The sequence below is a fragment of the Streptomyces sp. T39 genome (assembly GCF_008042045.1).
In the GTDB taxonomy this organism is placed as follows: domain Bacteria; phylum Actinomycetota; class Actinomycetes; order Streptomycetales; family Streptomycetaceae; genus Streptomyces.
In genome coordinates this window covers 1-24,749 of record NZ_RDBP01000013.1, presented here as the reverse complement: position 1 = coordinate 24,749, position 24,749 = coordinate 1, and the positions used below count along the sequence as shown (strand labels likewise).

The 24,749-nt window shown below is 74.4% G+C and carries 21 protein-coding genes and 2 pseudogenes; 19 read left to right on the top strand and 4 right to left on the bottom strand.

The features are described from left to right. Positions 1-4: 4 nt before the first annotated feature. The 3 genes from EAO77_RS17535 to EAO77_RS17525 all read right to left on the bottom strand — a co-directional run bounded on the left by EAO77_RS17535 (position 5) and on the right by EAO77_RS17525 (position 4,083). Complete coding sequence (locus tag EAO77_RS17535) at positions 5-1,666, bottom strand: FAD-dependent monooxygenase (protein ID WP_147989213.1); 1,662 nt, start codon at positions 1,664-1,666, stop codon at positions 5-7. A 102-nt stretch (positions 1,667-1,768) separates the two neighbouring features. Beyond that, positions 1,769-3,418: an acyl-CoA dehydrogenase family protein gene (locus tag EAO77_RS17530; protein ID WP_147989212.1), complete on the bottom strand. Its 1,650-nt coding sequence runs from the start codon at positions 3,416-3,418 to the stop codon at positions 1,769-1,771. A gap of 38 nt (positions 3,419-3,456) precedes the next feature. Continuing rightward, on the bottom strand, positions 3,457-4,083 hold the full coding sequence (locus tag EAO77_RS17525; protein WP_147989211.1) for a TetR/AcrR family transcriptional regulator: 627 nt from the start codon (positions 4,081-4,083) through the stop codon (positions 3,457-3,459). A gap of 362 nt (positions 4,084-4,445) precedes the next feature. Here EAO77_RS17525 and EAO77_RS17520 point away from each other — a divergent pair, with 362 nt between their 5' ends. The 16 genes and pseudogenes from EAO77_RS17520 to EAO77_RS17450 form a co-directional block, all read left to right on the top strand. After that, a complete protein-coding gene (locus tag EAO77_RS17520) occupies positions 4,446-5,099 on the top strand; it encodes a fasciclin domain-containing protein (RefSeq protein WP_147989210.1) in 654 nt (217 codons plus the stop codon). Between the two features lie 281 nt (positions 5,100-5,380). Next, positions 5,381-7,495 (top strand): MMPL family transporter, encoded by a 2,115-nt coding sequence (locus EAO77_RS17515; protein WP_147989209.1) that lies wholly within the window; start codon positions 5,381-5,383, stop codon positions 7,493-7,495. 163 nt (positions 7,496-7,658) lie between these two features. Then, entirely contained in the window at positions 7,659-9,152 is a 1,494-nt protein-coding gene (locus EAO77_RS17510; protein WP_147989208.1) for a cryptochrome/photolyase family protein, read from the top strand. Between the two features lie 101 nt (positions 9,153-9,253). Next, positions 9,254-10,063: a DUF4397 domain-containing protein gene (locus EAO77_RS17505; RefSeq protein ID WP_147989207.1), complete on the top strand. Its 810-nt coding sequence runs from the start codon at positions 9,254-9,256 to the stop codon at positions 10,061-10,063. A gap of 725 nt (positions 10,064-10,788) precedes the next feature. Next, entirely contained in the window at positions 10,789-12,486 is a 1,698-nt protein-coding gene (locus tag EAO77_RS17500) for a hydrogenase maturation protein (RefSeq protein WP_147989206.1), read from the top strand. Positions 12,487-12,543: 57 nt separating this feature from the next. After that, on the top strand, positions 12,544-13,626 hold the full coding sequence (locus EAO77_RS17495) for a hydrogenase expression protein HypE (RefSeq protein WP_147989205.1): 1,083 nt from the start codon (positions 12,544-12,546) through the stop codon (positions 13,624-13,626). A 75-nt stretch (positions 13,627-13,701) separates the two neighbouring features. Then, positions 13,702-15,486, top strand: a complete 1,785-nt coding sequence (locus tag EAO77_RS17490) for a nickel-dependent hydrogenase large subunit (RefSeq protein WP_147989204.1) — start codon at positions 13,702-13,704, stop codon at positions 15,484-15,486. After that, complete coding sequence (locus EAO77_RS17485; RefSeq protein ID WP_147989203.1) at positions 15,483-16,043, top strand: hypothetical protein; 561 nt, start codon at positions 15,483-15,485, stop codon at positions 16,041-16,043. The genes EAO77_RS17490 and EAO77_RS17485 overlap by 4 nt, the downstream gene beginning before the upstream one ends. Continuing rightward, the gene (locus EAO77_RS17480; RefSeq protein WP_147989202.1) at positions 16,040-16,708 is read left to right on the top strand and encodes a DUF5947 family protein; all 669 of its coding nucleotides are present in this window, start codon (positions 16,040-16,042) and stop codon (positions 16,706-16,708) included. Before EAO77_RS17485 ends, EAO77_RS17480 begins: the two co-directional genes overlap by 4 nt. Continuing rightward, positions 16,705-17,343 carry a DUF6084 family protein gene (locus EAO77_RS17475; protein WP_147989201.1) on the top strand — a complete coding sequence of 213 codons (639 nt, stop codon included), beginning with the start codon at positions 16,705-16,707 and terminating at the stop codon, positions 17,341-17,343. Before EAO77_RS17480 ends, EAO77_RS17475 begins: the two co-directional genes overlap by 4 nt. Further along, on the top strand, positions 17,340-18,737 hold the full coding sequence (locus EAO77_RS17470) for a hypothetical protein (RefSeq protein WP_147989200.1): 1,398 nt from the start codon (positions 17,340-17,342) through the stop codon (positions 18,735-18,737). Before EAO77_RS17475 ends, EAO77_RS17470 begins: the two co-directional genes overlap by 4 nt. Then, entirely contained in the window at positions 18,734-19,270 is a 537-nt protein-coding gene (locus EAO77_RS17465; protein WP_147989199.1) for a hydrogenase maturation protease, read from the top strand. Before EAO77_RS17470 ends, EAO77_RS17465 begins: the two co-directional genes overlap by 4 nt. After that, complete coding sequence (locus EAO77_RS40080) at positions 19,267-19,389, top strand: DUF6893 family small protein (protein WP_261994004.1); 123 nt, start codon at positions 19,267-19,269, stop codon at positions 19,387-19,389. Before EAO77_RS17465 ends, EAO77_RS40080 begins: the two co-directional genes overlap by 4 nt. A 219-nt stretch (positions 19,390-19,608) precedes the next feature. Continuing rightward, the gene (locus EAO77_RS17460; protein ID WP_147989198.1) at positions 19,609-20,004 is read left to right on the top strand and encodes a hydrogenase maturation nickel metallochaperone HypA; all 396 of its coding nucleotides are present in this window, start codon (positions 19,609-19,611) and stop codon (positions 20,002-20,004) included. 2 nt (positions 20,005-20,006) lie between these two features. Further along, a complete protein-coding gene (hypB, locus tag EAO77_RS17455; protein ID WP_147989197.1) occupies positions 20,007-20,702 on the top strand; it encodes a hydrogenase nickel incorporation protein HypB in 696 nt (231 codons plus the stop codon). Continuing rightward, a pseudogene (locus EAO77_RS17450) lies at positions 20,699-21,281 on the top strand (acylphosphatase); the annotation flags it as partial. The gene hypB and the pseudogene EAO77_RS17450, both read left to right, overlap by 4 nt. Here EAO77_RS17450 and EAO77_RS17445 read toward each other — a convergent pair. Then, positions 21,282-21,593 (bottom strand): annotated as a pseudogene (locus tag EAO77_RS17445) (GTP-binding protein); the annotation flags it as partial. On the opposite strand from EAO77_RS17445, the gene hypF reads away from it, so the two are divergent. The 3 genes from hypF to hypD all read left to right on the top strand — a co-directional run. After that, positions 21,544-23,304, top strand: a complete 1,761-nt coding sequence (gene hypF / locus EAO77_RS17440; RefSeq protein ID WP_410088565.1) for a carbamoyltransferase HypF — start codon at positions 21,544-21,546, stop codon at positions 23,302-23,304. The pseudogene EAO77_RS17445 and the gene hypF overlap by 50 nt on opposite strands. Positions 23,305-23,314: 10 nt before the next feature. Continuing rightward, entirely contained in the window at positions 23,315-23,635 is a 321-nt protein-coding gene (locus tag EAO77_RS17435; RefSeq protein WP_147989196.1) for a HypC/HybG/HupF family hydrogenase formation chaperone, read from the top strand. Next, the coding region (gene hypD / locus EAO77_RS17430) for a hydrogenase formation protein HypD (RefSeq protein WP_147989195.1) at positions 23,632-24,749 on the top strand (1,118 nt) is incomplete at its 3' end. The genes EAO77_RS17435 and hypD, both read left to right, overlap by 4 nt.

The following is a 24,749-nucleotide window of genomic DNA, read 5'->3' as shown; positions in this document are numbered from 1 at the left end:
GGCGTCATCCGGCGAAGACGCGGGCGAGATGCGCGGCGAGGGAGTGCTCCGCCGGGAGCGGAAGCCGGGCGCCCAGGTAGCCGTCGGGCCGCACGAGGAACGCGGTCGGCTCCCGCACCCCGTACTGCCGGGCGAACTCGCCCCCGGTGTCGCGGTACACGGGCGGCCCCGCCCCCTCGGGCGGTGCGCCGTCACCCGCGACGACGGCGCATGTCTCGACGAGGCCGCGCGACGCCTGCCGCGCCTGGTGCGCCAGCCGCCCGAACGAGCCGTTCGAGGCGTCCGCGGCGGCGGCGCCGTACACGACCAGCACATGGCCCCGCCCGCGCAGGACGTCGAACAGCCGCAGTGGATAGGCGGCGATCCGGCCGCGCAGACCGCCGCAGTCGGGTGCCCGGTCGCCGGCCCCCGGGCCCGGCCCGCCGCCCGGGGCCTCGCCGTCCACGACCGGGCTGCCCCGGTAGCCGACCAGCAGCTGAGCCTCGCGCAGGATCAGCGTCGCCGGGTCCGCCGGGTCCGCCTGGACGCCCTCGGCGGCGTGCCGCACGGTCCGGCCCACGACCTCCTCGCCCACCGGACGCCGTTCGGCGTCGTAGCTGGCGAGCAGCCGCGGATGGGCACGGCCGGCCACGGCGAGGGCGAGTTTCCAGGCCAGGTTCCAGGCGTCCTGGATCCCGGTGTTCATGCCCTGGGCGCCGGTCGGCGGATGGATGTGGGCGGCGTCCCCGGCGACGAAGACCCGGCCGCGGCCGTAGCGGTCCACCAGCCGGTGACTGATGCGGAACACCGACGACCAGCGCAGCGCCGACGCGGTCGCCGGCCGCGGCGACAGCCGGTCCAGGACCGCCTGGACCTGGGCGAGCGAGGGGGCGCGGCCCGTCTCCAGACCGTGCGCGACGGCGTCGCCCCGGGCGCCGTCCCGGCCGGATGCCGACAGTTCCGGCGGCACCGTCATCGACATGCGGTAACGGCCGTCGCCCGGCAGCGGGATGCACACCAGCGCGTCGTCGACACCGCCGTCGGCGCCGCGGTGCAGCGAGCGCACGCCGTAGCCGTGCGGCAGGTCCCAGTCGACCTCCACGTCCCCCAGCATGTACTCGTCGGGGAAGGCACCGCCCTCGAACGTCAGCCCCAGCCCCTTGCGCACCGCGCTGTGGGCGCCGTCGCAGCCCACCAGATAGCGGCAGCGGACCTCCTCCTCGCGGTTCCCGTCCGGTGCCGTGTGCACGAGACGGGCCGTCACCCCGTCGTCGTCCTGCTCGAACGAGACGAGTTCCGTGCCGCGTTCGACCCGTGTCCCGAAACCCTCCAGGAACTCCTCCAGGATCCGTTCGGTCTCGTACTGGGGCAGCGCGGCGAAGCGGTAGGGCACCTCCGGCGGCAGCACCAGGTCGAACCGCCCGCGCTCGGCGCCGTCGACGTACAGCAGCTGGCCGAGCATCGGCACGGCCGCCTCCAGCACCTTGCCGACGAGCCCGGCCCGGTCCCACAGCTCCAGGGTGCGCGGCTGGATGCCCACGGCCTTCGCATACGGCAGCCGGTCGGGCAGCCTGTCGACGACCCGGACGCCGACGCCGCGTCTGCGCAGCTCACCGGCGGCGGTGAGCCCCACGGGGCCGGCGCCGATCACCAGGACGTCGGTGGTGTGCTGGCTGTCGCTGTGCATCGAAGCGCCTCCCGGGACCGGCCCCCGTCCCATCGTCGGCCGCCCGCCGAGGCCGTGCACCTCCACCGCCGCGGGGCGGCCCGTGGGCGGGCGGCGCGACGGTCAGCGCGGCAGGCGCTCCAGCAGCGCCGCGAAGTCCGTGCCCGGCGGCAGGGTGCCGAACGCCAGACCCCGGTCGCCCGCGAGACGCGAGGCGCAGAAGGCGTCCGCGACGGCGGCCGGCGCGTGACGCACCAGGAGCGAGCCCTGGAGGACCAGCGCCGCGCGCTCGATGACGCGGCGGGCCCGCAGGGGCGCGTCCTCGGTGAGGACCAGCTCGTCCTTCAGCGCACTCCAGGCGGCGTCGAGCCGGCCATCGGCGCCGGCGGCCGCCCCGATCTCGGCGTGGAAGGCGTCGAGGGACGCGGGCTCCCGCGCGAGCGCGCGCAGCAGGTCCAGGGCGTTGACGTTGCCGGAGCCCTCCCAGATGCCGTTCAGCGGGGCCTCCCGGTACAGGCGCGGCATGCCCGACGCCTCGTCGTAGCCGTTGCCCCCGAGGCACTCCAGCGCCTCGGCCACGGCGGCGGGCTGCCGCTTGCACACCCAGTACTTGCCGACGGCCGTCGCGATGCGCAGGAAGGCGCGCTCCCCGTCGTCCCCGCGCTGCGCCCGGTCGGCGGCGCCCGCCAGGCGCAGGGCCAGGGTCGTCGCCGCCTCGGACTCCAGGCCGAGGTCGGCGACGACGTTGCGCATCAGCGGCTGGTCGACGAGCCGGGCGCCGAACACACGGCGGTGGCGCACATGGTGGGCGGCCTCGGCGAGGGCCGCCCGGGTCCCGGAGGCCGAGCCGAGGACGCAGTCGAGCCGGGTCATGGTGACCATGTCGATGATCGTGCGCACCCCCTTGCCCTCGGCACCCACGAGCCAGGCGACCGTGTCGTCGAACTCGGGTTCGCTGCTCGCGTTCGAGCGGTTGCCCAGCTTGTCCTTGAGGCGCTGGATGCGGAAGGTGTTGCGGCCGCCGTCGGGCAGCACCCGCGGCACCAGGAAGCAGGACAGCCCGCCGGGCGCCTGCGCGAGGACCAGGAACAGGTCGTTCATCGGCGCGCTGGTGAACCACTTGTGTCCGCGGAGGCGCCAGGTCCCGTCGGCGTGCTCCGTCGCGGTGGTCGTGTTCGCGCGGACGTCGGTGCCGCCCTGCTTCTCGGTCATCCCCATGCCGGCGAGCAGGCCCCGCTTGTCCGCCGGGGTCCGCAGCCCCGGATCGTAGACCCGGCCGGTCAGCAGCGGCTCGTAGGTCCTGGCGAGGTCGGGGGAGTGGCGCAGTGCGGGCACCACCGCGTACGTCATGGACACCGGGCAGCCGTGACCGGCCTCGGCGCTGCTCCACACCATGAACCCGGCGGCCCGGGCGACATGGGCGCCGGTGCGCTCGTCGGTCCACGCCGCGCCCGCGAGTCCCGCGCCGACCGCCACCTCCATCAGCGCGTGATAGGCCGGGTGGAAGTCGACCTCGTCGATGCGGCGGCCGTACCGGTCGTGGGTGCGCAGCACCGGCTCGTGGCGGTTGGCCTCCTCCGCCCAGCGCCGGACCTCCTCGCTCCCGGCCCTGCGGCCGAGCCGGTGCAGGTCGTCCAGGCACCACTCGGCGCCCTCCCGGCGCACCCCTTCGAGGAGCACCGGGTCGTCGGCGACGTCGTGGCCGGTCAGCGGCGGTGGCTGGTTGGTGATCTCGTGCGTCACGGCGGTCGGGTTGCTGGACGGTGCGGACATGCGGTGCTCCGGGGGCGTGGTGGGCGGATGGTGCCGGGTCAGGTGCGGGGCGCCGCGGACGGGGCGCCCGAGCAGCGCAGTGCCAGTGCCGTGAGCTCGGCGAGGAGGTCCCCGGTGCGGGCGCCGCTGCCGTCCGGCCCGGACAGCGGGTCGACGAGCACCTCGCCGACCGCCCCCGTGAGCGCGGCGGCGGTCACCTCGCCGTCCTGCGGAGGCAGCAGGCCCTCCCGCATGCCCTCGGCGATCACCTCGGCGAACAGCGCACGGTAGCGGCGGCGGAATTCCAGGCGCTCGGCGCCGACGGCCGCTTCCGCCGGTGCGGCGAGCAGGGCGTGGGCGAGACCCCGGTTCTCCAGGGCCCGGCGGGCGAAGACCCCGACCCCGGCGGCGAGGCGGTCCACGGGCGTGCCGGGGCCGCGCAGCACCTCGCCGAGGACCTCCACCTCCCGTCCGGCCGCCCGCCGGAAGACCTCGACGGCGAGGGCGGCCTTGGACGGGAAGTGCTGGTAGACCGAACCGGCCGCGATACCGGCCGCGTCGGCGACGGCGGTGACGGACGCCTGTGCCCACCCCACCTCGGCGACGACCTCGGTGGCACGCGCCACCAGATGGTCGCGGGCGGCCTCGAGACGGCGGAGTTCGGCGGGGGTCTTGCGGTAGGCCATGAAAGAAGTGAAGCACTGTTCAGACTTTGAGCCAAGGGTCCCGCGCCGGCTCTCGGGGCGTCGGGCCCGCACGGGTTGATCACTCTTTCGGGGGACACACCCATCCAAGGCCGCCCGAGCGCCGAATAGGGGTTGTGACGATCGAGAGAGCAGCCACCGCCCGCCGCGGCCGCCCCGTCCCGAGCCGGGTCCCGTCCCCGCGCTCGATACGCGCCGGCGCGCGGGCCGCCCGCCCGGCGGGCGGGAGATCTCCGACGGCCGTCACCGCGTAACCCCCGAACCGGTTCCTCGGTGCGAGGCCCGTGCTCCGCACCCCTGTCCTGTCACCCTGTGTGACGAAGTGAACACCTCAGGAGATATCGATGAACGCGTTCCGTTTCCGCCGTGCCGCTGTCGCCGTTGCCGCCGCCGCCGTCCTGCCGCTCGCCCTGACGGCCTGCGGGAGCGACGGCAGCTCCTCCGACGCGGCCTCCGACGCGGCGAGTTCGGCCCCGGCGGAGGACAAGGCCAGCCCGTCCATGGACGCCTCGGCCGGCACGGACGCTCCCTTCGGTCCGGCGTGCGCCTCGGTGCCGAAGGACGGTGCGGGCTCGTTCGACGGCATGGCCAAGGACCCCGTCGCCACCGCCGCCTCCAACAACCCTGCCCTGTCGACCCTGGTCACCGCCGTCACGAAGGCCGGTCTCGTCGACACCCTCAACAACGCGCAGAACATCACCGTGTTCGCGCCGACCAACGACGCCTTCGCCAAGATCCCGAAGGCCGACCTCGACAAGGTCCTCGCCGACAAGGAGATGCTGACCAACATCCTCACGTACCACGTGGTCGGCGAGAAGCTCACCCCGCAGCAGCTGGAGAACGGCACCTACCCGACCCTCCAGAAGTCCACCCTGACGACCAAGGGCTCCGGCGAGAACTACACCGTCAACGACACCTCCAAGGTCGTCTGCGGCAACGTCCCCACCGCCAACGCCACCGTGTACATCGTCGACACCGTGCTGATGCCGAAGTCCTGACATCCGCCGCCCCGTCCCCCTGACGGGTGCACGACCGGTGCGGCCCCGCCTTCCCCCCGAGGCGGGGCCGCACCTCGTGCTCCCCGAGTGGTGCCGCTTCCCTGCCCGGCGCATCCGGAACGGGGAGTGGGGCCGCCCCCGCCCGGCGCATCCGGAACGCGGCGCGGGGCAGAAGCGGTGGGCGGGCAGGGGGTGTCGGGAGCAGTGGTTGCGCACGATAAAGTGTCTCGACGGTTGACATACTTTGTGAGTGACATACTCCGCGAGGCTTGGGGATCCCCATGAGGAACACACCGCGCTGGGCCCGGTGGCTGGTACCGCTCGTCCTGCTGGTCGTCTGGCTCGGCGTCGGCGGCACGCTCGGACCGTACGCGGGCAAGCTGGGCGAGGTCGCCACCAACGACCAGGCCGCATTCCTGCCGCAGGACGCCGAGTCCACGCAGGTGCTCACGGCACGGGAGGCCTTCGACCAGGGCGAGACCGTGCCCGCGATCGTCGTCTGGACCGCCGACGGCACCCGAGTCACCGACGCGCAGCGGACCGAGGCGACCCAGGCGATCGGCGGCCTCGCCGGCCGCCCGGGCGTCGTCGGACAGCCGTCGCCCGCCTTTCTCTCGGAGGACGGCGAGGCGATGCAGGCGGTCGTCCAGCTGGAACCCGACCTCGGGGAGGAACTGCCCACGGTCCTCGGTGAGGTGCGCGAGGCGGCCGGCGCGGTCGCGGACACCGAGGCCGAGATCGCCGGACCCGCGGCGAGCCAGGCCGACCTCTCCGACGCCTTCGCCGGCATCGACGGCCTGCTGCTCGGCGTGGCGCTCGCGGCCGTGCTGCTCATCCTGCTGCTGGTGTACCGCAGTGTGCTGCTGCCCTTCGTCATCATCCTCGGCGCCGTCTTCGCGCTGGGCCTCGCCTGCGCCGTGGTCTACGCCCTCGCCGACCGGGACGTCGTGCGGGTCGACGGACAGGTGCAGGGCATCCTCTCCATCCTGGTGATCGGCGCGGCCACCGACTACGCCCTGCTGCTCGCCGCCCGCTTCCGCGAGGAACTCGCCGCGCGCGGCGACCGGGCCGCGGCGGCCATGGCGGCGGTGCGCCGCTCCTTCGGCGCGATCACCGCCAGCGCGGCCACCGTCGCGCTCGGCCTGCTGGCCCTCCTCGCGAGCGACCTCACCAACAACCGGGCGCTCGGCCCGGTCGGGGCCATCGGCATCGTCTGCGCCGTCCTGTCCACCCTGACCTTCCTGCCCGCCGTCCTGGCGCTGCTCGGGCGCGCCGCCTACTGGCCCGCCCGGCCCAAGCCCTCGGACGCCACGGTCGAGGGGCACGGCGTGTGGCGCCGGGTCGCCGCGGTGGTCGACAAGGCCCCGCGCAAGGTGTGGGTGTCCACGGCGCTCGTCCTCACGGCCTTCGCCGCGTTCTCCCCGGCGCTCTCCTCCAAGGGCGTGCCCCTCGACGAGATCTTCGTCAACGACGCCCCCTCGGTGGCCGCTCAGGAGACCCTCGGCAAGCACTTCCCCGGCGGCTCGGGCAACCCCGCCGTGATCATCGCCTCCGCCGACCGGGCCGAGCAGGTCACCGCCGCCGCCGAGGGCACCGAGGGCGTCGCCTCGGCCGCCGCCGTCTCCGCCTCCGGGCGGCCCGGAACCGGCGACCCGCTCGTCGTCGACGGCCGCGTACGCATCGACGCCACCCTGGAGGCGGCGGCCGACAGCGACGCGGCGAAGGACACGGTCGAGCGGCTGCGCGAGCAGGTCCACGCCGTGCCGGACGCGGACGCGATCGTCGGCGGCTACACGGCCCAGCAGTACGACACCCAGCAGACCGCCGCACGCGACCGGACGATCATCGTGCCCGTCGTGCTCGCCATCATCCTGCTGATCCTCGTGATGCTGCTGCGCTCCCTGCTGGTGCCGGTGCTGCTCGTCGCGACGGTCGCCCTCAACTTCCTCGCCACGCTGGGGGTGTCGGCCCTCGTCTTCGAGCACCTGCTCGGCTTCAGCGGCACGGACGCCTCCGTCCCGCTCTACGGATTCGTCTTCCTGGTGGCCCTCGGCGTCGACTACAACATCTTCCTGATGTCCCGGGTCCGCGAGGAGACGCTCACCCACGGCACCCGCCTGGGCGTGCTGCGCGGCCTGACCACGACCGGCGGGGTCATCACCTCCGCGGGCGTCGTCCTCGCGGCCACCTTCGCCGCGCTGATGGTGATCCCGCTGGCCTTCCTGGTGCAGATCGCGTTCATCGTCGCCTTCGGCGTGCTGCTGGACACCCTCGTGGTCCGGTCCCTGCTGGTGCCCGCGCTGGTCGTGGACATCGGTCCGAAGGCATGGTGGCCGAGCGCCCTGGCCCGCGAGTCCCGCCCGGACACGGCGGAGAAGCCCCCGGTCGCGGTGTAGCGGCCGGAAGCCGGCCGGCCCGGTCCGCGCCGGCCGGTACGCCGGGCGACGTGCCCCGCCCGCGCCTACCGTGGGCGGGGTGGGCCGGTCCCGGTGGCGGGAGGCGCCTTCCCGCCACCGGGACCGGCCCGTCTCCCGGCCGCCCACGACGGAGGTGACCCGCGTGCACTGGCTCTTCGGCGACCAGCTCGGCCCGCACTTCCTCACGCCGTCCGAGGACGGCCCCTCCCGCGGCACACCGCTGCTGATGATCGAGTCCCGCGCGGTCTTCCGGCGGCGCAGGTTCCACCGGGCCAAGGCCCATCTGGTGCTCTCCGCGATGCGCCACCGCGCGGCGGAGCTCGGCGACCGCGTCACCTATGTGCGCGCCGGCACCTACCGCGAAGGACTGGCCGAGGCGGCCGGGTCGCGTCCGGTCACCGTGCACCACCCCACCTCCCGCGCCGCGCTCGGCCTGGTGCGGTCCCTGCCGCAGGTGACCGTGGGGCCGGCCCGCGGATTCCTGGTGCCGCACGCCGACTTCGCGGCCTGGGCCGACGGGCGCGACGGCGCCCGGCTGCGGCAGGAGGACTTCTACCACTGGGTCCGGCGCGGCCACGACCTGCTCATGGACGCCGACCGTCCTGCCGGGGGCACCTGGAACCTCGACCACGACAACCGGCGGCCGCCGCCGCACACCCCCGCCCTCGACGTCCCGCGCCCGTACCGGCCGCGCGAGGACGAGATCGACGACGAGGTCCGCCACGACCTCGACCGCTGGGAGGCCGACGGCGACGTGTCCTTCGTCGGGCGGGACGGGCCCCGCCGCTTCCCCGCCTCCCGGGCCGAGGCGCGCGCGGCGCTGAGCCGCTTCGTGGAGCGGCGCCTGGCCGCCTTCGGCCCGTACGAGGACGCCGTGCTCGCCGGCGACCCCGTGATGAGCCACAGCCTGCTGTCGTCCTCCCTCAACCTCGGACTGCTGGATCCCGCCGAGTGCGTCGCCCGCGCGGAGACGGCCTGGCGCGCCGGACTCGCCCCGCTGAACAGCGTGGAGGGCTTCGTCCGCCAGATCGCGGGCTGGCGCGAGTACGTGTGGCAGCTCTACTGGTACTTCGGCGAGGAGTACCGCCACTCCAACGTGCTGCGGCACACCGCTCCGCTGCCCGCCTGGTGGAACGACCTCGACGCGGACGACGTGCGCGCCCGGTGCCTGCACACCGTGCTGGCCCAGGTGCGCGACACCGGATGGACCCACCACATCCCCCGGCTGATGATCCTCGGCAGCTACGCGCTCCAGCGCGGCTGGGACCCGGCGCAGGTCACCGACTGGTTCCACCGCTGCTTCGTGGACGGCTACGACTGGGTCATGCTGCCCAACGTCGTCGGCATGTCCCAGTACGCCGACGGCGGCCGGATGACGACGAAGCCCTACACCTCGGGGGGCGCCTACGTGAACCGGATGAGCGACCTGTGCGGCCCGTGCCGCTACCGCCCCGGTGACCGGACAGGCGAGCACGCCTGCCCCTACACCACGGGCTACTGGGCCTTCCTCGACCGCCACCGGGAGCGCCTCGCGCACAACCACCGCACCGGCGCGGTGGTGCGCGGGCTGGAGCGGATCACCGACCTGGCCGAGGTGCGCCGGCAGGAGCGGGCCCGGGGAGGCGCGCCCCCGTGAGCGGGCCGCGGACGGGCACGGCGCATCCGGGACGGCCCCCGGCGGCGAAGAGGCTGTGAGCCCCCGCACCGGGCGGAGGTACCCCCGAAGGACTGATCACCATGACCTCTCGGACCCCTCTCGCCGTGGCCGCCGTGGCCGGAGTCTGCGCCATCGGACTCGGCACCGCCGTCCCGGCCCTCGCGGCCCCCCAGGCACAGCAGGACAAGGCCATGGTGTCCGTGTTCCACGGCGTGCCGGGCCTGGACGTGGACGTCTACGCCAACGGTGACGAACTGCTCGGCGACTTCAAGCCCGGCACCGTGACCGAGCCGCAGGCACTCGACGCGGGCACCTACGACATCCAGGTCTTCAAGGCGGGCAGCGACCCCGGCGGCACCCCCGCGATCGAGAAGAAGATCGAGGTGGCCGCGGGCTCCGACGCGACCGTGGCCGCCCATCTGTCCGCCGACGGCACACCGCAGCTGACCGCGTTCGCCGACGACACCGACGAGGTGCAGTCCGGCAAGGCCCGGCTGACGGTCCGTCATGTCGCCGCAGCCCCGGCCGTGGACGTCCGGGCGGGCGGGACGCCGCTCTTCAGCGACCTCGTGAACCCGAAGGAGGGCACCGCCGAGGTCGACGCGGGCACCGTCTCCGCCGATGTGGTGCTCGCGGGCACGGACACCGTCGCGATCGGCCCCGCCGACCTGGACCTGAAGTCCGGCACCGGCACGGTCGTCTACGCGTGGGGCAGTGCCGACGACAAGAACCTGGCGCTCGCGACGCAGGCCATCGACACCGCGAAGGCGTCGCCGAACGCCGACAGCGCCGGTGTGGCCGCCGGACCGTGGTACGTGTGGGCCGGAGCGGGTCTGCTCGCCGCCGCCGGCGCCCTCGCCGTCCGCGGCGGCATGAAGTGGGACGGCTGACCGTCCCCCTGCGACCCGGTGTCGCGGACGTCCGGCTCCGGCGTCTCCCGCGCCCGCGACACCGGCACCACGAGGGCCCGGCGCCGGGCACGGCGGCGCCGGGCTCCGTGGTGTCCGACGGGCGGCACCGCCGGGACGTGGCGGGACCGGGCCGGACACCTCGTCGGCCCGCCGGGCCGGACCACGGGACCCAGGCCCGGTGAGCGCCCGGTGAGCGCCCGGCGGACGACGCCGGAGAGCGCTGCCGACCCGGTGCACGTGCGATTGCTGCCCGGGGCGTCCGCCCTGCCCCTGGTCCGGGCCGGCGCAGCTGCCGGTGGCCGAGGTGTTCTCGCCGACCAGGTCGCGCACCCGCCGGACGGTGGCGCCGGTCCCCGTCGCACCGCCGCCCCGGCCGCGCGGGGACCCGGGCGGCCGACGGCGTCCGGCCACCCGCGCGGAGCCGGCGCGGCGGGCGCGGCGGGCGGCTGACCGGCCGCGCGGGCAGGTCCTCGGGCACCTGCGCGAGCGGCCGAGGGCCCGCCACCGCGCGGGCACCCCCGAGCCGGCCGTCCGGGAGGCGAGCACCCCCGCGGGAGGGCCGCCAAGTGGTGTCAAACGCGCCCCGATCGGGTGAGGTGAGCGCTGCGCCGCCGGGGAGCGGAGCCGGAGCGCGGCCACGATCGCTGGCGGCCGGGTGGACCGCCCCGACGGCGGTGTCCACAGCAACCCCGGAAGGGCCGCCCATGCGCATTCTGCTCATCGCCAGCAGCTACAACAGCCTCACCCAGCGGGTCCGTGCCGAACTGCGGGACCGCGGGCACACCGTCCCCGTGGAGATCACGCCCGACACCCTGTCGGTGCGCGACGCCGTCGGCCGCCACCGGCCCGACCTGGTCGTCGCCCCGCTGCTCAGAGCCGTCGTGCCGAAGGACGTGTGGACGGCCTACCACTGCCTGATCGTGCACCCCGGTCCGGTCGGCGACCGCGGGCCGTCCTCGCTCGACCGGGCGATCCACGAGGGCGTCGCCGAATGGGGCGTCACCGTCCTGCAGGCCGACGAGGAGATGGACGCGGGCGACGTCTGGGCGACCGTCCCGTTCCCCGTCCCGCAGACCGGCAAGAGCGACCTCTACCGCAACGAGCTGTCCGACGCCGCCGTGGCCGCCGTGCACCTCGCCGTGGAGCGGGTCGCCGCCGGGGAGGCGCCCGTCCCGCAGGCGGGCCCCGCCCGTGCCCGGCCCCTCCTCCGGCAGGAGCACCGCAGGATCACCTGGGAGGAGGACACCACCGAGCGGGTGCTGCGCACGCTGCGCGCCGCCGACTCCCAGCCCGGCGTGCGCGACCGGCTGCTCGGCGGCGAGTGGTTCCTCCACGGCGGCCACCCCGAGGACGGCCTGCGCGGACGCCCCGGCGACCTGCTGGCCACCCGCGCGGGCGCGGTCTGCCGGGCCACGGCGGACGGCGCCGTCTGGATCCCCGAGATCCGCGCCCGGACGGGACCCGGCGAAGCCCGGGCCTGCAAGCTCCCCGCCACCCTGGCCCTCGCGGACCGGCTGCCGCCGCTCCCGGAGCTGCCCGCCCCCGTGGCCGCCGCCGGCGCCCGCACCTGGTCCGACATCCGCTACCGCGAGCAGGGCCCCGTCGGGGTGCTCTCGTTCGCCTTCCCCGGCGGGGCCATGAGCACCGACCACTGCCGCCGCCTGCTGGCCGCCTGGCGGACGGCGTGCACCCGGCCCACCTCGGTGCTGGTGCTCGGCGGACAGCGCGACTTCTTCTCCAACGGCATCCATCTGAACGTCATCGAGGCCGCCGCCGACCCGGCCGCAGAGTCCTGGGCCAACATCCACGCCATGGACGACCTCGTCGAGGCGGTCCTCACCACGACCGACCGGCTCGTCGTCAGCGCGGTCGGCGGCAACGCCGCGGCCGGCGGCGTCATGCTCGCCCTCGCCGCCGACGAGGTCTGGTGCCGCTCCGGATCGGTCCTCAACCCCCACTACCGGCGCATGGGCCTCTACGGATCCGAGTACTGGACGTACACCCTGCCGCGCAAGGTGGGCGCCGACATGGCGGTCCGGCTCACCGACGAGGCCCGGCCCGTCTCGGCCGCCGCCGCGCTGGGCATGGGACTGGTCGACCGGGTGGTCGACTGCGGGCCGTCCGCGTTCACCTCGGAGATCACCCGATTGGCCGCACGTCTGGCGTCCCACCCGGCCGCCCGCACCCGCATCGCCGCCAAGAAGGCGGAGTACGAGCGCCGCGAGGCGTGCACCCCGCTGGCCGCCTACCGGGAGCAGGAGCTCTCCCGCATGCGGCGGACCTTCTCGGACCCCGCGGCGCCCTACCACGCGCTGCGCCGCGCGTTCGCCCGCAAGGAGGCCCCGCAGGCGGGGTCCCCGGACGGCCCGGGTGCGGGGGCGGCCGCCCCGGCCGACTGTTAGCAAGAACGAAGGCCCGAACGACGGCCCCGCCGCACCCTCCCCAGGAGGCGACCCCCCATGAACGCAGCGACGCCGGCCCCTGTCGAGGAACAGGGCGCCGCCCCCGGCAGCGAAGAGAAGCCGATCCACATCCTCTGGATCAACGCGGGACTCAGCTGTGACGGCGACTCGGTCGCGCTGACCGCCGCCATGCAGCCCAGCATCGAGGAGATCGCCCTGGCCGGTCTGCCCGGGCTCCCCAGGATCGCGGTCCACTGGCCGCTGATCGACTTCGAGTGCGGGCCCGTGGGCGGCGCCGACACGTTCATCGAGTGGTTCTTCAAGGGTGAACGCGGCGAGATCGACCCGTTCGTGCTGGTCGTCGAGGGCTCGATCCCGAACGAGGCGATCAAGCAGGAGGGGTACTGGTGCGGCTTCGGCGACAACCCGGAGACCGGCCAGCCCATCACCACCAGCGAGTGGATCGACCGGCTCGCGCCCAAGGCCCTCGCCGTCGTCGCGATCGGCACCTGCGCCACCTACGGCGGCATCCACGCCATGGCCGGGAACCCGACCGGCGCCATGGGCGTGCCGGACTACCTCGGCTGGGACTGGAAGTCCCAGGCGGGCATCCCGATCGTCTGTGTGCCCGGCTGCCCCATCCAGCCGGACAACTTCGCGGAGACGCTCACCTACCTGCTGTACCAGGCCGTCGGGTCCGCGCCGATGATCCCGCTGGACGACAAGCTCCGTCCCACCTGGCTGTTCGGTGCGACGGTGCACGAGGGCTGCGACCGGGCCGGGTACTACGAGCAGGGCCAGTTCGCCGAGACGTACGACTCGCCCACGTGCCTGGTGAAGCTGGGCTGCTGGGGGCCGGTCGTCAAGTGCAACGTGCCCAAGCGCGGCTGGATGAACGGCATCGGCGGCTGTCCCAACGTCGGAGGCATCTGCATCGCGTGCACGATGCCCGGCTTCCCGGACAAGTTCATGCCCTTCATGGACGAACCCCCCGGCGGCAAGGTCTCCAGCACGGCCAGCGGCGTGTACGGCTCGGTGATCCGAAGGCTCCGCGGCATCACCGCGAGGACCGTCGACAAGGAGCCGAAGTGGCGCCACACCGGCGACAGCATCACCACCGGCTACCGGCCCCCCTGGTGACCGGCCCCGCCCCGCAGCCCCATCCCTCTTCCCCCGCAGGCAGTCCACGATCCGACGAAGGGCACCGAACACACCATGGCATCTCCGGCGAAGACGACAGGTGACGGCACTGGTCTGGTGGAGATGGCGTGGGACCCCATCACCCGGATCGTGGGCAGCCTCGGCATCCACACCAAGATCGATTTCAAGCAGAAGCGCGTCGCGGAGTGCTACAGCACCTCGTCCGTCTTCCGCGGCTACAGCGTCTTCATGCGGGGCAAGGACCCCCGCGACGCGCACTTCATCACCAGCCGCATCTGCGGCATCTGCGGCGACAACCACGCCACGTGTTCGGTGTACGCGCAGAACATGGCGTACGGCGTGAAGCCGCCGCACCTCGCCGAGTGGATCATCAACCTCGGTGAGTCCGCCGAGTACATGTTCGACCACAACATCTTCCAGGAGAACCTGGTCGGGGTCGACTACTGCGAGAAGATGGTCCGCGAGACCAACCCCGGGGTCCTGGAGCTCGCCGAGCGCACCGAGGCCCCGCACGCCGCCGAGCACGGCTACCGCACCATCGCCGACATCATGCGCTCCCTGAACCCGCTCGAGGGCGAGTTCTACCGCGAGGCGCTCCAGGTGAGCCGCTACACCCGGGAGATGTTCTGCCTGATGGAGGGCCGCCACGTGCACCCCTCCACGCTCTACCCCGGCGGCGTCGGCACCGTCGCGTCGGTCCAGCTGTTCACCGACTACCTCAGCCGGCTGATGCGCTACGTGGAGTTCATGAAGCGCGTCGTCCCGCTCCACGACGACCTCTTCGACTTCTTCTACGAGGCCCTCCCCGGCTACGAGGAGGTCGGCCGCCGGCGCGTGCTGCTCGGCTGCTGGGGAGCCCTCAACGACCCCGAGTACTGCGACTTCACCTACGCCAACATGACCGACTGGGGCCGGCGGATGTTCGTCACCCCCGGCGTCGTCGTCGACGGCAAGCTGGTCACCAACGACCTGACCGAGATCAACCTCGGCATCCGCATCCTGCTCGGCAGCTCCTACTACGAGGACTGGCAGGGCCAGGAGCAGTTCGTCACCCACGACCCGCTGGGCAACCCGGTCGACCCGCGCCACCCGTGGAACCAGCACACCATCCCCGCCCCGCAGAAGCGGAACTTCGACGACAAGTACAGCTGGGTCATGTCCCCGCGCTGGTTCGACGGCAAGGACCACCTCGCCCTGGACACCGGCGGCGGCCCCATCGCCCGGCTGTGGTCCACGGCCCTGTCCGGCCTCGTCGACATCGGCTACGTCAAGGCCACCGGCCACAGCGTGGTCATCAACCTGCCCCGCACGATGACCAAGCCGGAGACCACCTTCGAGTGGAAGATCCCGCAGTGGAGCAACGCCCTGGAGCGCAACCGCGCCCGCACCTACTTCCAGGCGTACGCGGCGGCCGTCGCCCTGCACTGCGCCGAGAAGGGCCTGGAGGAGGTCCGCGCCGGACGCACCCAGACCTGGGAGAAGTTCGAGGTGCCCGAGGAGTCCATCGGCGTCGGCTTCACCGAGGCCGTCCGGGGCGTCCTCTCCCACCACATGGTCATCCMGGACGGCAAGATCGCCAACTACCACCCGTACCCGCCCACCCCGTGGAACGCCTCCACCCGGGACACCTTCGGCACCCCCGGCCCCTACGAGGACGCGGTGCAGAACACCCCGATCTTCGAGGAGAACACCCCCGAGAACTTCAAGGGCATCGACATCATGCGCGCCGTGCGCAGCTTCGACCCGTGCCTGCCGTGCGGCGTCCACATGTACACGGGCAACGGCAGGACCGTGAAGTCGATGCACGTGCCCACCGGCCTGAGCGGACTGGGCGGATGAGCGCCGCCGCCGCGGAGCAGGCGGGCCGGCGGGTCGAGGAGGTCCTCGGCAGGCTGGACGGCTCCGGCGACGCCGGCGCCCGCGCCGCCGCCGAGGAGGTCGTCCGCGCCCTGATGGAGTTCTACGGCGGCGGGCTCGCCCGCGTCGTCGAACTCCTCGGCCGCCCCGCCGCCCGCCCGCCCGCCGACCCTCTGGACGCGCTGCTCGGCGACGAGCTCGTCGCGAGCCTGCTGACCCTGCACGGACTCCACCCGGAGGACGCGCCCGCCCGCATCGCACGCGCCCTGGCCACCCTGCCGCAGCCCATGGAGAACGCCGGATTCGACCCGGCCGGCGGTGTGCTGAGGCTGCGTCCGGCGGCCTCCTCGGGCTGCGGCTGCTCCGGCAGCCAGGAGGCCGCCCGGCAGGCGGCGGCCGACGCGCTCGCGTGCTTCGCCCCCGAGGTGACCCGCGTCGAGCTGGAGCCCGCCGGCCCCCGCGAGCCGGCGCTGCTCCAGATCGGCACCCGCCCGCCGCTCGCCGGCGCCGACGGCCGCTCGCCGGCCACCGCCTCGTGAGCGCGCCGCCGCCCGCCGCGGGCCGCACCCCGCACACCCCGCAGCCCCCCACCGGTCTGCGCCGATTCACCACACCGCGGCCGCCGCGCGAGGAACGCTGCGAACTGTGCGGCGCACAACTCGACGGCGAGCGCCACCGGCACCTCGTCGACACGGACCGGCGCGCCCTGGTCTGCGCCTGCGGCCCCTGCTCCCAGCTGATGGACCACGCGCCGGGGGCGGCCGGCCGCTTCCGCGCCGTCCCGGGGCGGGTGCTGACCGACCCCCGGCATCGCGTCGACGACCGTGTGTGGGAGGCGCTGCGCGTCCCCGTCTCGGTCGCGTTCTTCTTCCGCAACTCCGTGCTCGGCCGCCCCGTCGCCCTCTACCCGAGCCCGGCCGGCGCCACCGAGAGCGAACTCGACGAGCCGGCCTGGGACACCGTGACCGACGCGACCCGGCTCGCCGCCCTCCTCGAACCCGACACCGAGGCCCTGCTGCTGCGCCGGCACGACGGCCGTACCGAGTGCTTCCTCGTGCCCGTCGACCTCTGCTACGAACTGGTCGGCCGCATGCGGCTGCGCTGGCAGGGATTCGACGGCGGAGCCGAGGCACGCGCCGACCTCGACGCCTTCTTCGCCCAGGTGCGCGACCGGGCACGCGAACCCCAGGGGAGCCTGCCGTGACCGAATTCTCCTTCAGCTGCCTGGGCGTCCGCGCCGACGCCTACGCGGCGGGACCGACCCTGGTGTTCCGGCTGCGGATCACCGCCTCCGGCGACACCCGGGTGCACGCCCTCGCGCTGCGCTGCCAGATCCGCATCGAACCCGCCCGGCGCGGCTACGACGACGAGGAGGCCGCCGCCCTCGGCGACCTGTTCGGCGAGCGCTCCCGGTGGGGCGGCACCCTCAACCCCGTGCAGTTCGCCCAGGTCTCCGTGATGGTCCCCGGCTTCACCGGCGAGATCGAGACCGACCTCGCCGTCCCCTGCACCTACGACACGGATATCGCCGCCTCCCGCTACTTCCGGGCACTCTCCGGCGGCGACGTCCCCCTGCTCCTGCTGTTCTCCGGGACCGCCTTCACCGGCGCCGCAGGCTTCCACGTCGAACCGGTGCCCTGGGACAAGGAGCTCTCCCACCGGATGCCCGTGAAGACCTGGCGCGAGATGATCGACCAGCACTTCCCGGGCTGCGGATGGATCAGGCTCCCCGGCGACTCCATGGACGCCCTCCTCGCCTACCGTTCCCGCCACGCCCTCCCGTCCTGGCAGGCCACCGTCGAGCGGCTGCTCGCCGGGGCGGGGGAGGGGGCACGATGACCACCGTCGCCTTCAGCTCAGGCACCGAGGCGCGGCTCGCCGTCGCCCGGCAGGTCGCCGACGCCGTCCTCTTCGAGGGCTACGTCCTCTACCCCTACCGGGCGTCGGCCGCGAAGAACCGCCTCCGCTGGCAGTTCGGCGTCCTCGTGCCCCCGTCGTGGAGCGCCCGCGCCGACGAGCACGACTTCCAGCACACCGAATGCCTGATGGAACCGAGGGCCGGCGCCGAACTCGCCGTCGAGGTGCGCTTCCTGCGGGCCCAGCGCCGCACCGTCGAACAGCGCGGCGAGGACGGCGCGTTCACGCCCACCGCCGAACTGCGCCTGGCCGACCGGGTGCTGGTGGCCTGGGACGAAGGCGTCGAGGAGACCGTCACCCTGGTCGTCCCCGTCGACGGACTCGACGGCGACGGCACCGTGTTCCCCTTCGGCCGCCCCGCCGCCGAGGAGACGGAGCAGGTCACCGGGGACGACGGCGCCGTGATCGGCCGGCTGGTGCGCCGCCGAGAGGAGATCAGCGGCGCCGTGCGGATCTCGGCCGCCGACCTGGACGGCCCCTACCGGGTACGGCGGCTGACCGTCACCGTGGAGAACACCAGCACCTGGACCGCGCCGCCGGGCGCCGACCGGCACGCGGCCCTGCCGTACTCCCTCGTCGCCGCGCACACCCTGCTCCGCCTGGACGCCGGGTCGTTCCTGTCGATGACCGACCCGCCCGAGTGGGCCCGGGGCGCCGTCGCCGCCTGCCGCAACCTGCACACCTGGCCCGTCCTCGCCGGCGAAGCGGGCCGCGCCGACCTGGTGCTGTCCTCGCCGATCATCCTGGAGGACCACCCGGCCATCGCCCCGGAGAGCCCCGGAGCCCTCTACGACGCCACCGAGATCGACGAGATCCTCGCCCTGCGCACCGCGGCCCTCACCGACGAGGAGAAGCGCGAGGCCAGGGGCACCGACGACCGCGCCGCCGCCGTCATCGACCTGGCCGACACGATGCCGCCCGACGTGCTGGAACGCCTGCACGGTGCGGTGCGCAGCCTGCGGGAGGTCACCGGCCCCAAGGAGCCGGACGGCCCCTGCACCCCGCCCGACACCCCCTGGTGGGACCCGGGCGGCGACACCGGCGTCGACCCGGCGACCGACCACGTCCTCGTCGGCGGGCGGCCGGTGCGCGCCGGAAGCCGGGTCGTCCTGCGGCCGCGGCTGCGCCGCACCGACGCCCAGGACCTGTTCCTCGACGGACGCCGCGCCCTCGTGGAGGCCGTGCTGCACGACGTCGACGGCGGCGTTCACCTCGCCGTCACCGTCGACGACGACCCCGGCGCCGACATCCGCCGCGAACAGGGCAGGTTCCTCTACTTCCAGCCCGACGAGGTCGAGCCGGCGGAGGACACGTGAGGGGCCCCGCCACCGGCGCGGCCCGCACCCTGGTGGCCGGCGTCGGCAACATCTTCCTGGGCGACGACGGCTTCGGCGTCGAGACCGTGCGGCGCCTCGCCCGCGAGGACCTGCCGCCCCATGTCGAGGTGGCCGACGTCGGGGTCCGCGGCGTCCATCTCGCCTACCAGGTCCTCGACGGCTGGGACACCCTCGTCCTCGTCGACGTCACCGCCCGCGGCGGTCCGCCCGGGACGCTCTACCTGATCGACGCCACGGCCGACCGCGAGGGCTCCGGCCCGCCCGCTGTGCCGCTCGACGGCCACCGCATGACCCCCGATGCCGTCCTCGCCCTGCTGGACACCCTGTGCGCCGGCACGGGCGCCGCGCCGCCGCGGCGGATCGCCGTCGTCGGCTGCGAACCGGCCTGCCTCGACGAGGGCATCGGCCTCAGCCCGCAGGTCGCCGCCGCGGTGCCCGGCGCGGTGCGCATGGTCACCGACCTGGTCGAGCGGGAATCCGCCGTCCGAAGCCCGATACGGAGAACACCATGAAGAACAGGAACACCGCCCTCACCACCGCGGCCGCCGCCCTCGCCGCGGTCGCGGCCGTCGCCGTCGTCGTGGGCGTCCTCCCCGACGTGCGGCGCTATCTGCGCATCAGCCGGATGTGACCCGCGCCGCGCCCACCGTCCCCCGGTGGGCGCGGCTGCACCGAACGGACGACACCGTCCGCCCGTACCGGCGCGCCGGGACGCCCCCGCCCTCGTCACGGCCTGTAATGGCCGCCGAGAAGGTGCCCCGGGCCGTCCTGCCACGGCAGCGGGGGAAGGCGCCTCGGGCCGCCCGGTCGGGGCGGCCGGGCCGAAACCCCGGAGCACGGACGGAGAACGATGCACGAGATGTCCGTCGCGCTGGCCGTCGTGGACCAGGTCGAGACGGCCGCGCGCGGCCGCCGGGCCCCGGGTGTCCGCAGCATCCACCTCGACGTGGGCGAACTGGCGGGCGTCGTCGCCGAATCGCTCGCCTTCTGCTTCGAACTCGCCTGTGCCGGCACCGTCGTCGAGGGCGCCGAACTGATCACCCGCACCGTCCCGGGCACCGCGCGCTGCGCACCGTGCGCCGCCGACTGGGACGTCGGCATGCCGCCCGGACTGCTCTGCCCCCGCTGCGGCACCGCCGCCGTCGAGCTCGTCTCCGGCCGCGAGCTGCTCATCCGCGAGGTCCGCTGGGCCGGCCCCACCGCGGCCGGCGCACCACGCCGCCAACCGATCACCGAGGAGAACTGACCATGTGCCGAGCCGTCGATCTCCAGCGGGCCGTCCTCGCCAAGAACGAGGCCGCGGCGGACATCCTGCGCGCCGAACTCACCGCCCGCGGCACCACCGTGGTCAACCTGCTGTCCAGCCCCGGCAGCGGCAAGACCGCTCTGCTCGAACGCGAGCTGCGGCTGGCCGCCGAACGGGGCGTCACCGCCGCCGCACTCACCGCCGACCTGGCCACCGAGAACGACGCCCAGCGCCTGGCCCGCTCCGGGCTCCCCGTCAAGCAGGTCCTCACCGACGGCCTCTGCCACCTGGAGGCCGACATGGTGGCGCGTCATCTGCACGACTGGCTGCCCGACGCCACGCGGCTGCTCTTCGTCGAGAACGTCGGCAACCTCGTCTGCCCCGCGGGCTACGACCTCGGGGAATCGCTTCGGGTCGTCCTCGCCTCCGTGACGGAGGGCGAGGACAAGCCGCTGAAGTACCCCACCGCCTTCGGACTCGCGCAGCTCGTCGTCGTCACCAAGACCGACCTCGCCGAGGCCGCCGAGTTCGACGAGGCGGCCTTCCGCGCCCACGTGCAGCAGGTCAACCCCGGCGTGGAGATCGTCCTCAGCTCGGTGCGCGACGGCCAGGGCACCGGCGTCCTGCTGGACCGCGCCCTGTCCGCGGCCGGCGGCAGCCGTGTCCACGCCCCGGTGATGGCCCGGGCCGGCGCGTGAGCGCGGCGCGGCCCGCCACCGCGGCCGCGACGGCCCCCCGGCGCTGCCGGGTGGTCGTCCGGGGCGTCGTCCAGGGCGTCGGGTTCCGGCCCCACGTCCACGCCCTCGCCACCGGGCTGCGCCTCTCCGGCCACGTCACCAACACCGTCGACGGCGTCGTCGCGGAGGTCGAGGGGGACCCCGCGGACGTGGCCGCCTTCTGCGCCCGCATCGCCCCCGGCGCGCCCCCGCTGGCCCGGGTGGACTCCGTCGAGGCGGCCGAACTGGCCGTCACCGGCGGCAGCGGCTTCACCATCGTTCCCTCCCGCGGGGGCGGTACCGGCCGCACCCTGGTCCCGCCGGACACGGCCACCTGCGACGCCTGCCTCGCCGAACTCGCGGACCCCGCCGACCGGCGCCATCTGCACCCCTTCGTCACCTGCACCCACTGCGGCCCGCGCTTCACCATCGTCACCTCGCTCCCGTACGACCGGGCGCACACGACCATGGCCGCCTTCCCCCTGTGCCCCGACTGCGCGCGGGAGTACGAGGACCCGGCGGACCGGCGCTTCCACGCGCAGCCCGTCGCCTGCCCGCGCGCAGTCGGGGCACAGGGGGAAGGCGGCCATGGTCGTGTGCGCCCGGTCGTACGGGAGCGAGGTGACGATGGTGAGTGAGGACCTGCTTGACGGGGAGCCCGGAGCGGGCCAGGCGCTGGGCGTCGTTCTCGGTGGCCAGGTCGGCGGTGAGTGCGGCGGCGGTGACGCCCCGTTCGGCGGCCAGCCGCAGCTCGCGTTCGAGCAGAGCGGTCTTGCCGCTGCCGGGGCTGGACAGCAGGTTGACCACGGTGGTGCCGCGGGCGGTGAGTTCGGCGCGCCGGATGCTCGCCGCCGGGGCGGTCCTCGCCGTCAAGGGCCTCGGCGGCTACCACCTGGCCTGCGACGCGACGGACGCCCGCGCCGTGGCCGAACTGCGCCGCCGCAAGGCCCGCGGTGACAAACCGTTCGCGGTGATGGCGGCCGGCCTCGCCGACGTCGAACCCCTGGTGCACCTCGGCCCCGAGGAACGCGGCCTGCTCACCGGCACGGTCCGCCCCGTCGTGCTGCTGCGGCGCCGGGACGAGCCGGAAGCGCCCACCGGCGCCTCGCCCGCCGCGGCCGTCGCCCCCGGCAGCCCCGACCTCGGCGTGATGCTGCCCTACACACCCGTCCACCATCTGCTCCTCGGCCTGGGCGCCCCCGAGGGCGAGGACGGCCCCCGGCTGCTGGTCATGACGAGCGGCAACCTCTCCGGCGAACCGATCGTCACCGACGACGCGGAGGCGCTCACCCGGCTCGCCGGCCTCGCGGACGCCTGGCTGCTGCACGACCGCCCCATCCACGTGCCCTGCGACGACTCCGTCGTCCGCATCTGCGACGGCGAACAGCTGGTCCTGCGCCGCTCGCGCGGATACGCCCCGCTGCCCGTCGCACTCCCCTTCGACGTCGAACCGGCGCTCGCCGTCGGCGGCGACCTGAAGAACGCCTTCTGCCTCGGCGAGGGGCGGACGGCCTGGCTGTCCGCCCACATCGGCGACATGGACGACCTCGTCACCCAGCAGGCCTTCGCCTCCGCCGAGCGGCAGCTGGAGTCGATCACCGGCGTGCGGCCGCGGCTGCTCGCCGCCGACGGCCACCCCGCCTACCGCTCCGCACGCTGGGCCCGGCGGCATGCCGGCGGGCGGCCGGTCGTCCCCGTCCAGCACCACCACGCGCACATCGCCTCCGCGATGGCCGAACACGGCCTCGACGGCAGCCGGCCCGTGCTCGGCGTCGCCTTCGACGGCACCGGCCACGGCCTCGACGGCGCCGTCTGGGGAGGTGAGTTCCTCCTCGCGGACTACGCCGGCTTCGCGCGCTTCGCGCACCTCGCCTACGTCCCCCTGCCGGGCGGCGACGCGGCCGTCCGGCGGCCCTACCGGATGGCCCTCGCCCATCTGCGGGCCGCCGGCCTGGCGGCCGACCACCGGCTGCCGTGCACCCGGGCCTGCCCGCCCGACGAACTGCGCGTGCTGGAGCGGCAGTTGGACCGCGGCTTCCACTGCGCCCCCACCTCCAGCATGGGCCGGCTCTTCGACGCCGTCTCCTCGCTCGCCGGCATCTGCCACCACGCCGGATACGAGGCGCAGGCCGCGATCGAGCTGGAGGCCGCGGCGCTGCGCGCACCGGACGCCGGCGCGGACGGGCGCTGGACCTTCCGCCTCGACCGGCCCGGCACCCGTGCCCCGCTCACCGCCGATCCCGCCCCGCTGCTGGCCGCCGCCTGCGACGACGTGCGCGGCGGCACCGGCCCGGCCGTGATCGCGGCCCGCTTCCACCACGCCGTCGCCCGCCTGGTGCGGACCGTGTGCGCCGCCGCCCGCGAGGCGACCGGGGTGGAGACCGTCGCGCTGACCGGGGGAGTGTTCGCCAACACCGTGCTCTCCTCGGCCTGCGCCCACGGCCTGCGGCAGGACGGCTTCCGCGTGCTGCGCCACCGCCTGGTCCCGCCGGGCGACGGGGGGCTCGCGCTCGGGCAGCTCGTCGTCGCGGCCCGCACCACGGCCCGGACGGCCCCCGCCCCGGGAGCCGCGGAGCAACAGTGAGGAGAGACACATGTGCCTTGCGGTACCCGGAAGAGTGCTGGAGGTGGAGGACCGGGACGGCACCCGGATGGCCACCGTCGACTTCGGCGGAGTGGTCAAGGAGGTGTGCCTGGAGTACCTGCCGGACCTGAAGCCCGGTGAATACGCCGTCGTCCACGTCGGGTTCGCGCTGCAGCGGCTGGACGAGGAGTCGGCCAGGAGGACGCTGGAGCTGTTCGAGACCCTCGGCATGCTCCAGGAGGAGTTCGGCGACCCGTGGGAGACGGCCGCCGAGGCGGCCGGAGGCGAACGGCCGGTGCCCGACGGCGCCGCCGGAGAGGTGCAGCGGTGAAGTACATCGACGAGTTCCAGGACCCCGCGCTGGCCGGGCGGCTGCTCGACGGCATCAGGTCGGCGGTGACCCAACCCTGGGCGCTGATGGAGGTGTGCGGCGGCCAGACCCACTCCATCATCCGGCACGGCATCGACCAGCTCCTCCCGCCGGAGATCGAGCTGATCCACGGACCGGGCTGCCCGGTGTGCGTGACACCGCTGGAGGTCATCGACAAGGCCCTGGAGATCGCCTCCCGGCCCGGGGTGATCTTCTGCTCCTTCGGCGACATGCTGCGCGTCCCCGGCACCGGCCGCGACCTCTTCCAGGTCCGCGGGCAGGGCGGTGACGTCAGGGTCGTCTACTCGCCGCTCGACGCCCTGCGGATCGCCGAGCAGAACCCCGAGCGGGAGGTGGTCTTCTTCGGCATCGGCTTCGAGACCACCGCGCCGCCCAACGCCATGACGGTCCATCAGGCCCGCCGTCTCGGCATCCGCAACTTCAGCCTGCTCGTCTCCCACGTCAGGGTCCCCCCGGCGATCGAGGCGATCATGAGGTCGCCCGACTGCCGCGTCCAGGGCTTCCTCGCCGCCGGGCACGTGTGCAGCGTCATGGGCACCGAGGAGTACCCCGCCCTCGCGGCCCGTCACCGGGTGCCGATCGTCGTCACCGGCTTCGAGCCGCTGGACATCCTCGAAGGGGTCCGGCGGACCGTGCTCCAGCTGGAGCGCGGGGAGCACACCGTCGAGAACGCCTACCCCCGCGCCGTGCCGGCCGAGGGCAACCCCGCCGCCCGCGCCATGCTGGACGACGTGTTCGAGGTCACCGACCGGGCGTGGCGCGGCATCGGCGTCATCCCCGACAGCGGCTGGCGGCTCTCCGAGCGGTACCGGGAGTACGACGCCGAGCAGCGGTTCTCCGTCGAGGGGATCGACACCCGCGAACCGGCCGAGTGCCGCAGCGGAGAGGTCCTGCAGGGTCTGCTCAAGCCCCACGAGTGCGAGGCGTTCGGCACCAGCTGCACCCCCCGTTCCCCGCTCGGCGCCACGATGGTCTCCAGCGAGGGCGCCTGCGCCGCCTACTACCTCTACCGGCGGCTCGACCTCGCCGCCCCCGCGCGGCAGAAGGACGGCCC

Excerpts from the sequence above, each read along its gene's own strand:
- EAO77_RS17535 (WP_147989213.1), bottom strand. The coding sequence starts at position 1,666 with ATGCACAGCGACAGCCAGCACACCACCGACGTCCTGGTGATCGGCGCC.
- EAO77_RS17530 (WP_147989212.1), bottom strand. The coding sequence starts at position 3,418 with ATGTCCGCACCGTCCAGCAACCCGACCGCCGTGACGCACGAGATCACC.
- EAO77_RS17525 (WP_147989211.1), bottom strand. The coding sequence starts at position 4,083 with ATGGCCTACCGCAAGACCCCCGCCGAACTCCGCCGTCTCGAGGCCGCC.
- EAO77_RS17520 (WP_147989210.1), top strand. The coding sequence starts at position 4,446 with ATGAACGCGTTCCGTTTCCGCCGTGCCGCTGTCGCCGTTGCCGCCGCC.
- EAO77_RS17515 (WP_147989209.1), top strand. The coding sequence starts at position 5,381 with ATGAGGAACACACCGCGCTGGGCCCGGTGGCTGGTACCGCTCGTCCTG.
- EAO77_RS17505 (WP_147989207.1), top strand. The coding sequence starts at position 9,254 with ATGACCTCTCGGACCCCTCTCGCCGTGGCCGCCGTGGCCGGAGTCTGC.
- EAO77_RS17500 (WP_147989206.1), top strand. The coding sequence starts at position 10,789 with ATGCGCATTCTGCTCATCGCCAGCAGCTACAACAGCCTCACCCAGCGG.
- EAO77_RS17495 (WP_147989205.1), top strand. The coding sequence starts at position 12,544 with ATGAACGCAGCGACGCCGGCCCCTGTCGAGGAACAGGGCGCCGCCCCC.
- EAO77_RS17485 (WP_147989203.1), top strand. The coding sequence starts at position 15,483 with ATGAGCGCCGCCGCCGCGGAGCAGGCGGGCCGGCGGGTCGAGGAGGTC.
- EAO77_RS17470 (WP_147989200.1), top strand. The coding sequence starts at position 17,340 with ATGACCACCGTCGCCTTCAGCTCAGGCACCGAGGCGCGGCTCGCCGTC.
- EAO77_RS40080 (WP_261994004.1), top strand. The coding sequence starts at position 19,267 with ATGAAGAACAGGAACACCGCCCTCACCACCGCGGCCGCCGCCCTCGCC.
- EAO77_RS17460 (WP_147989198.1), top strand. The coding sequence starts at position 19,609 with ATGCACGAGATGTCCGTCGCGCTGGCCGTCGTGGACCAGGTCGAGACG.
- hypB (WP_147989197.1), top strand. The coding sequence starts at position 20,007 with ATGTGCCGAGCCGTCGATCTCCAGCGGGCCGTCCTCGCCAAGAACGAG.
- EAO77_RS17435 (WP_147989196.1), top strand. The coding sequence starts at position 23,315 with ATGTGCCTTGCGGTACCCGGAAGAGTGCTGGAGGTGGAGGACCGGGAC.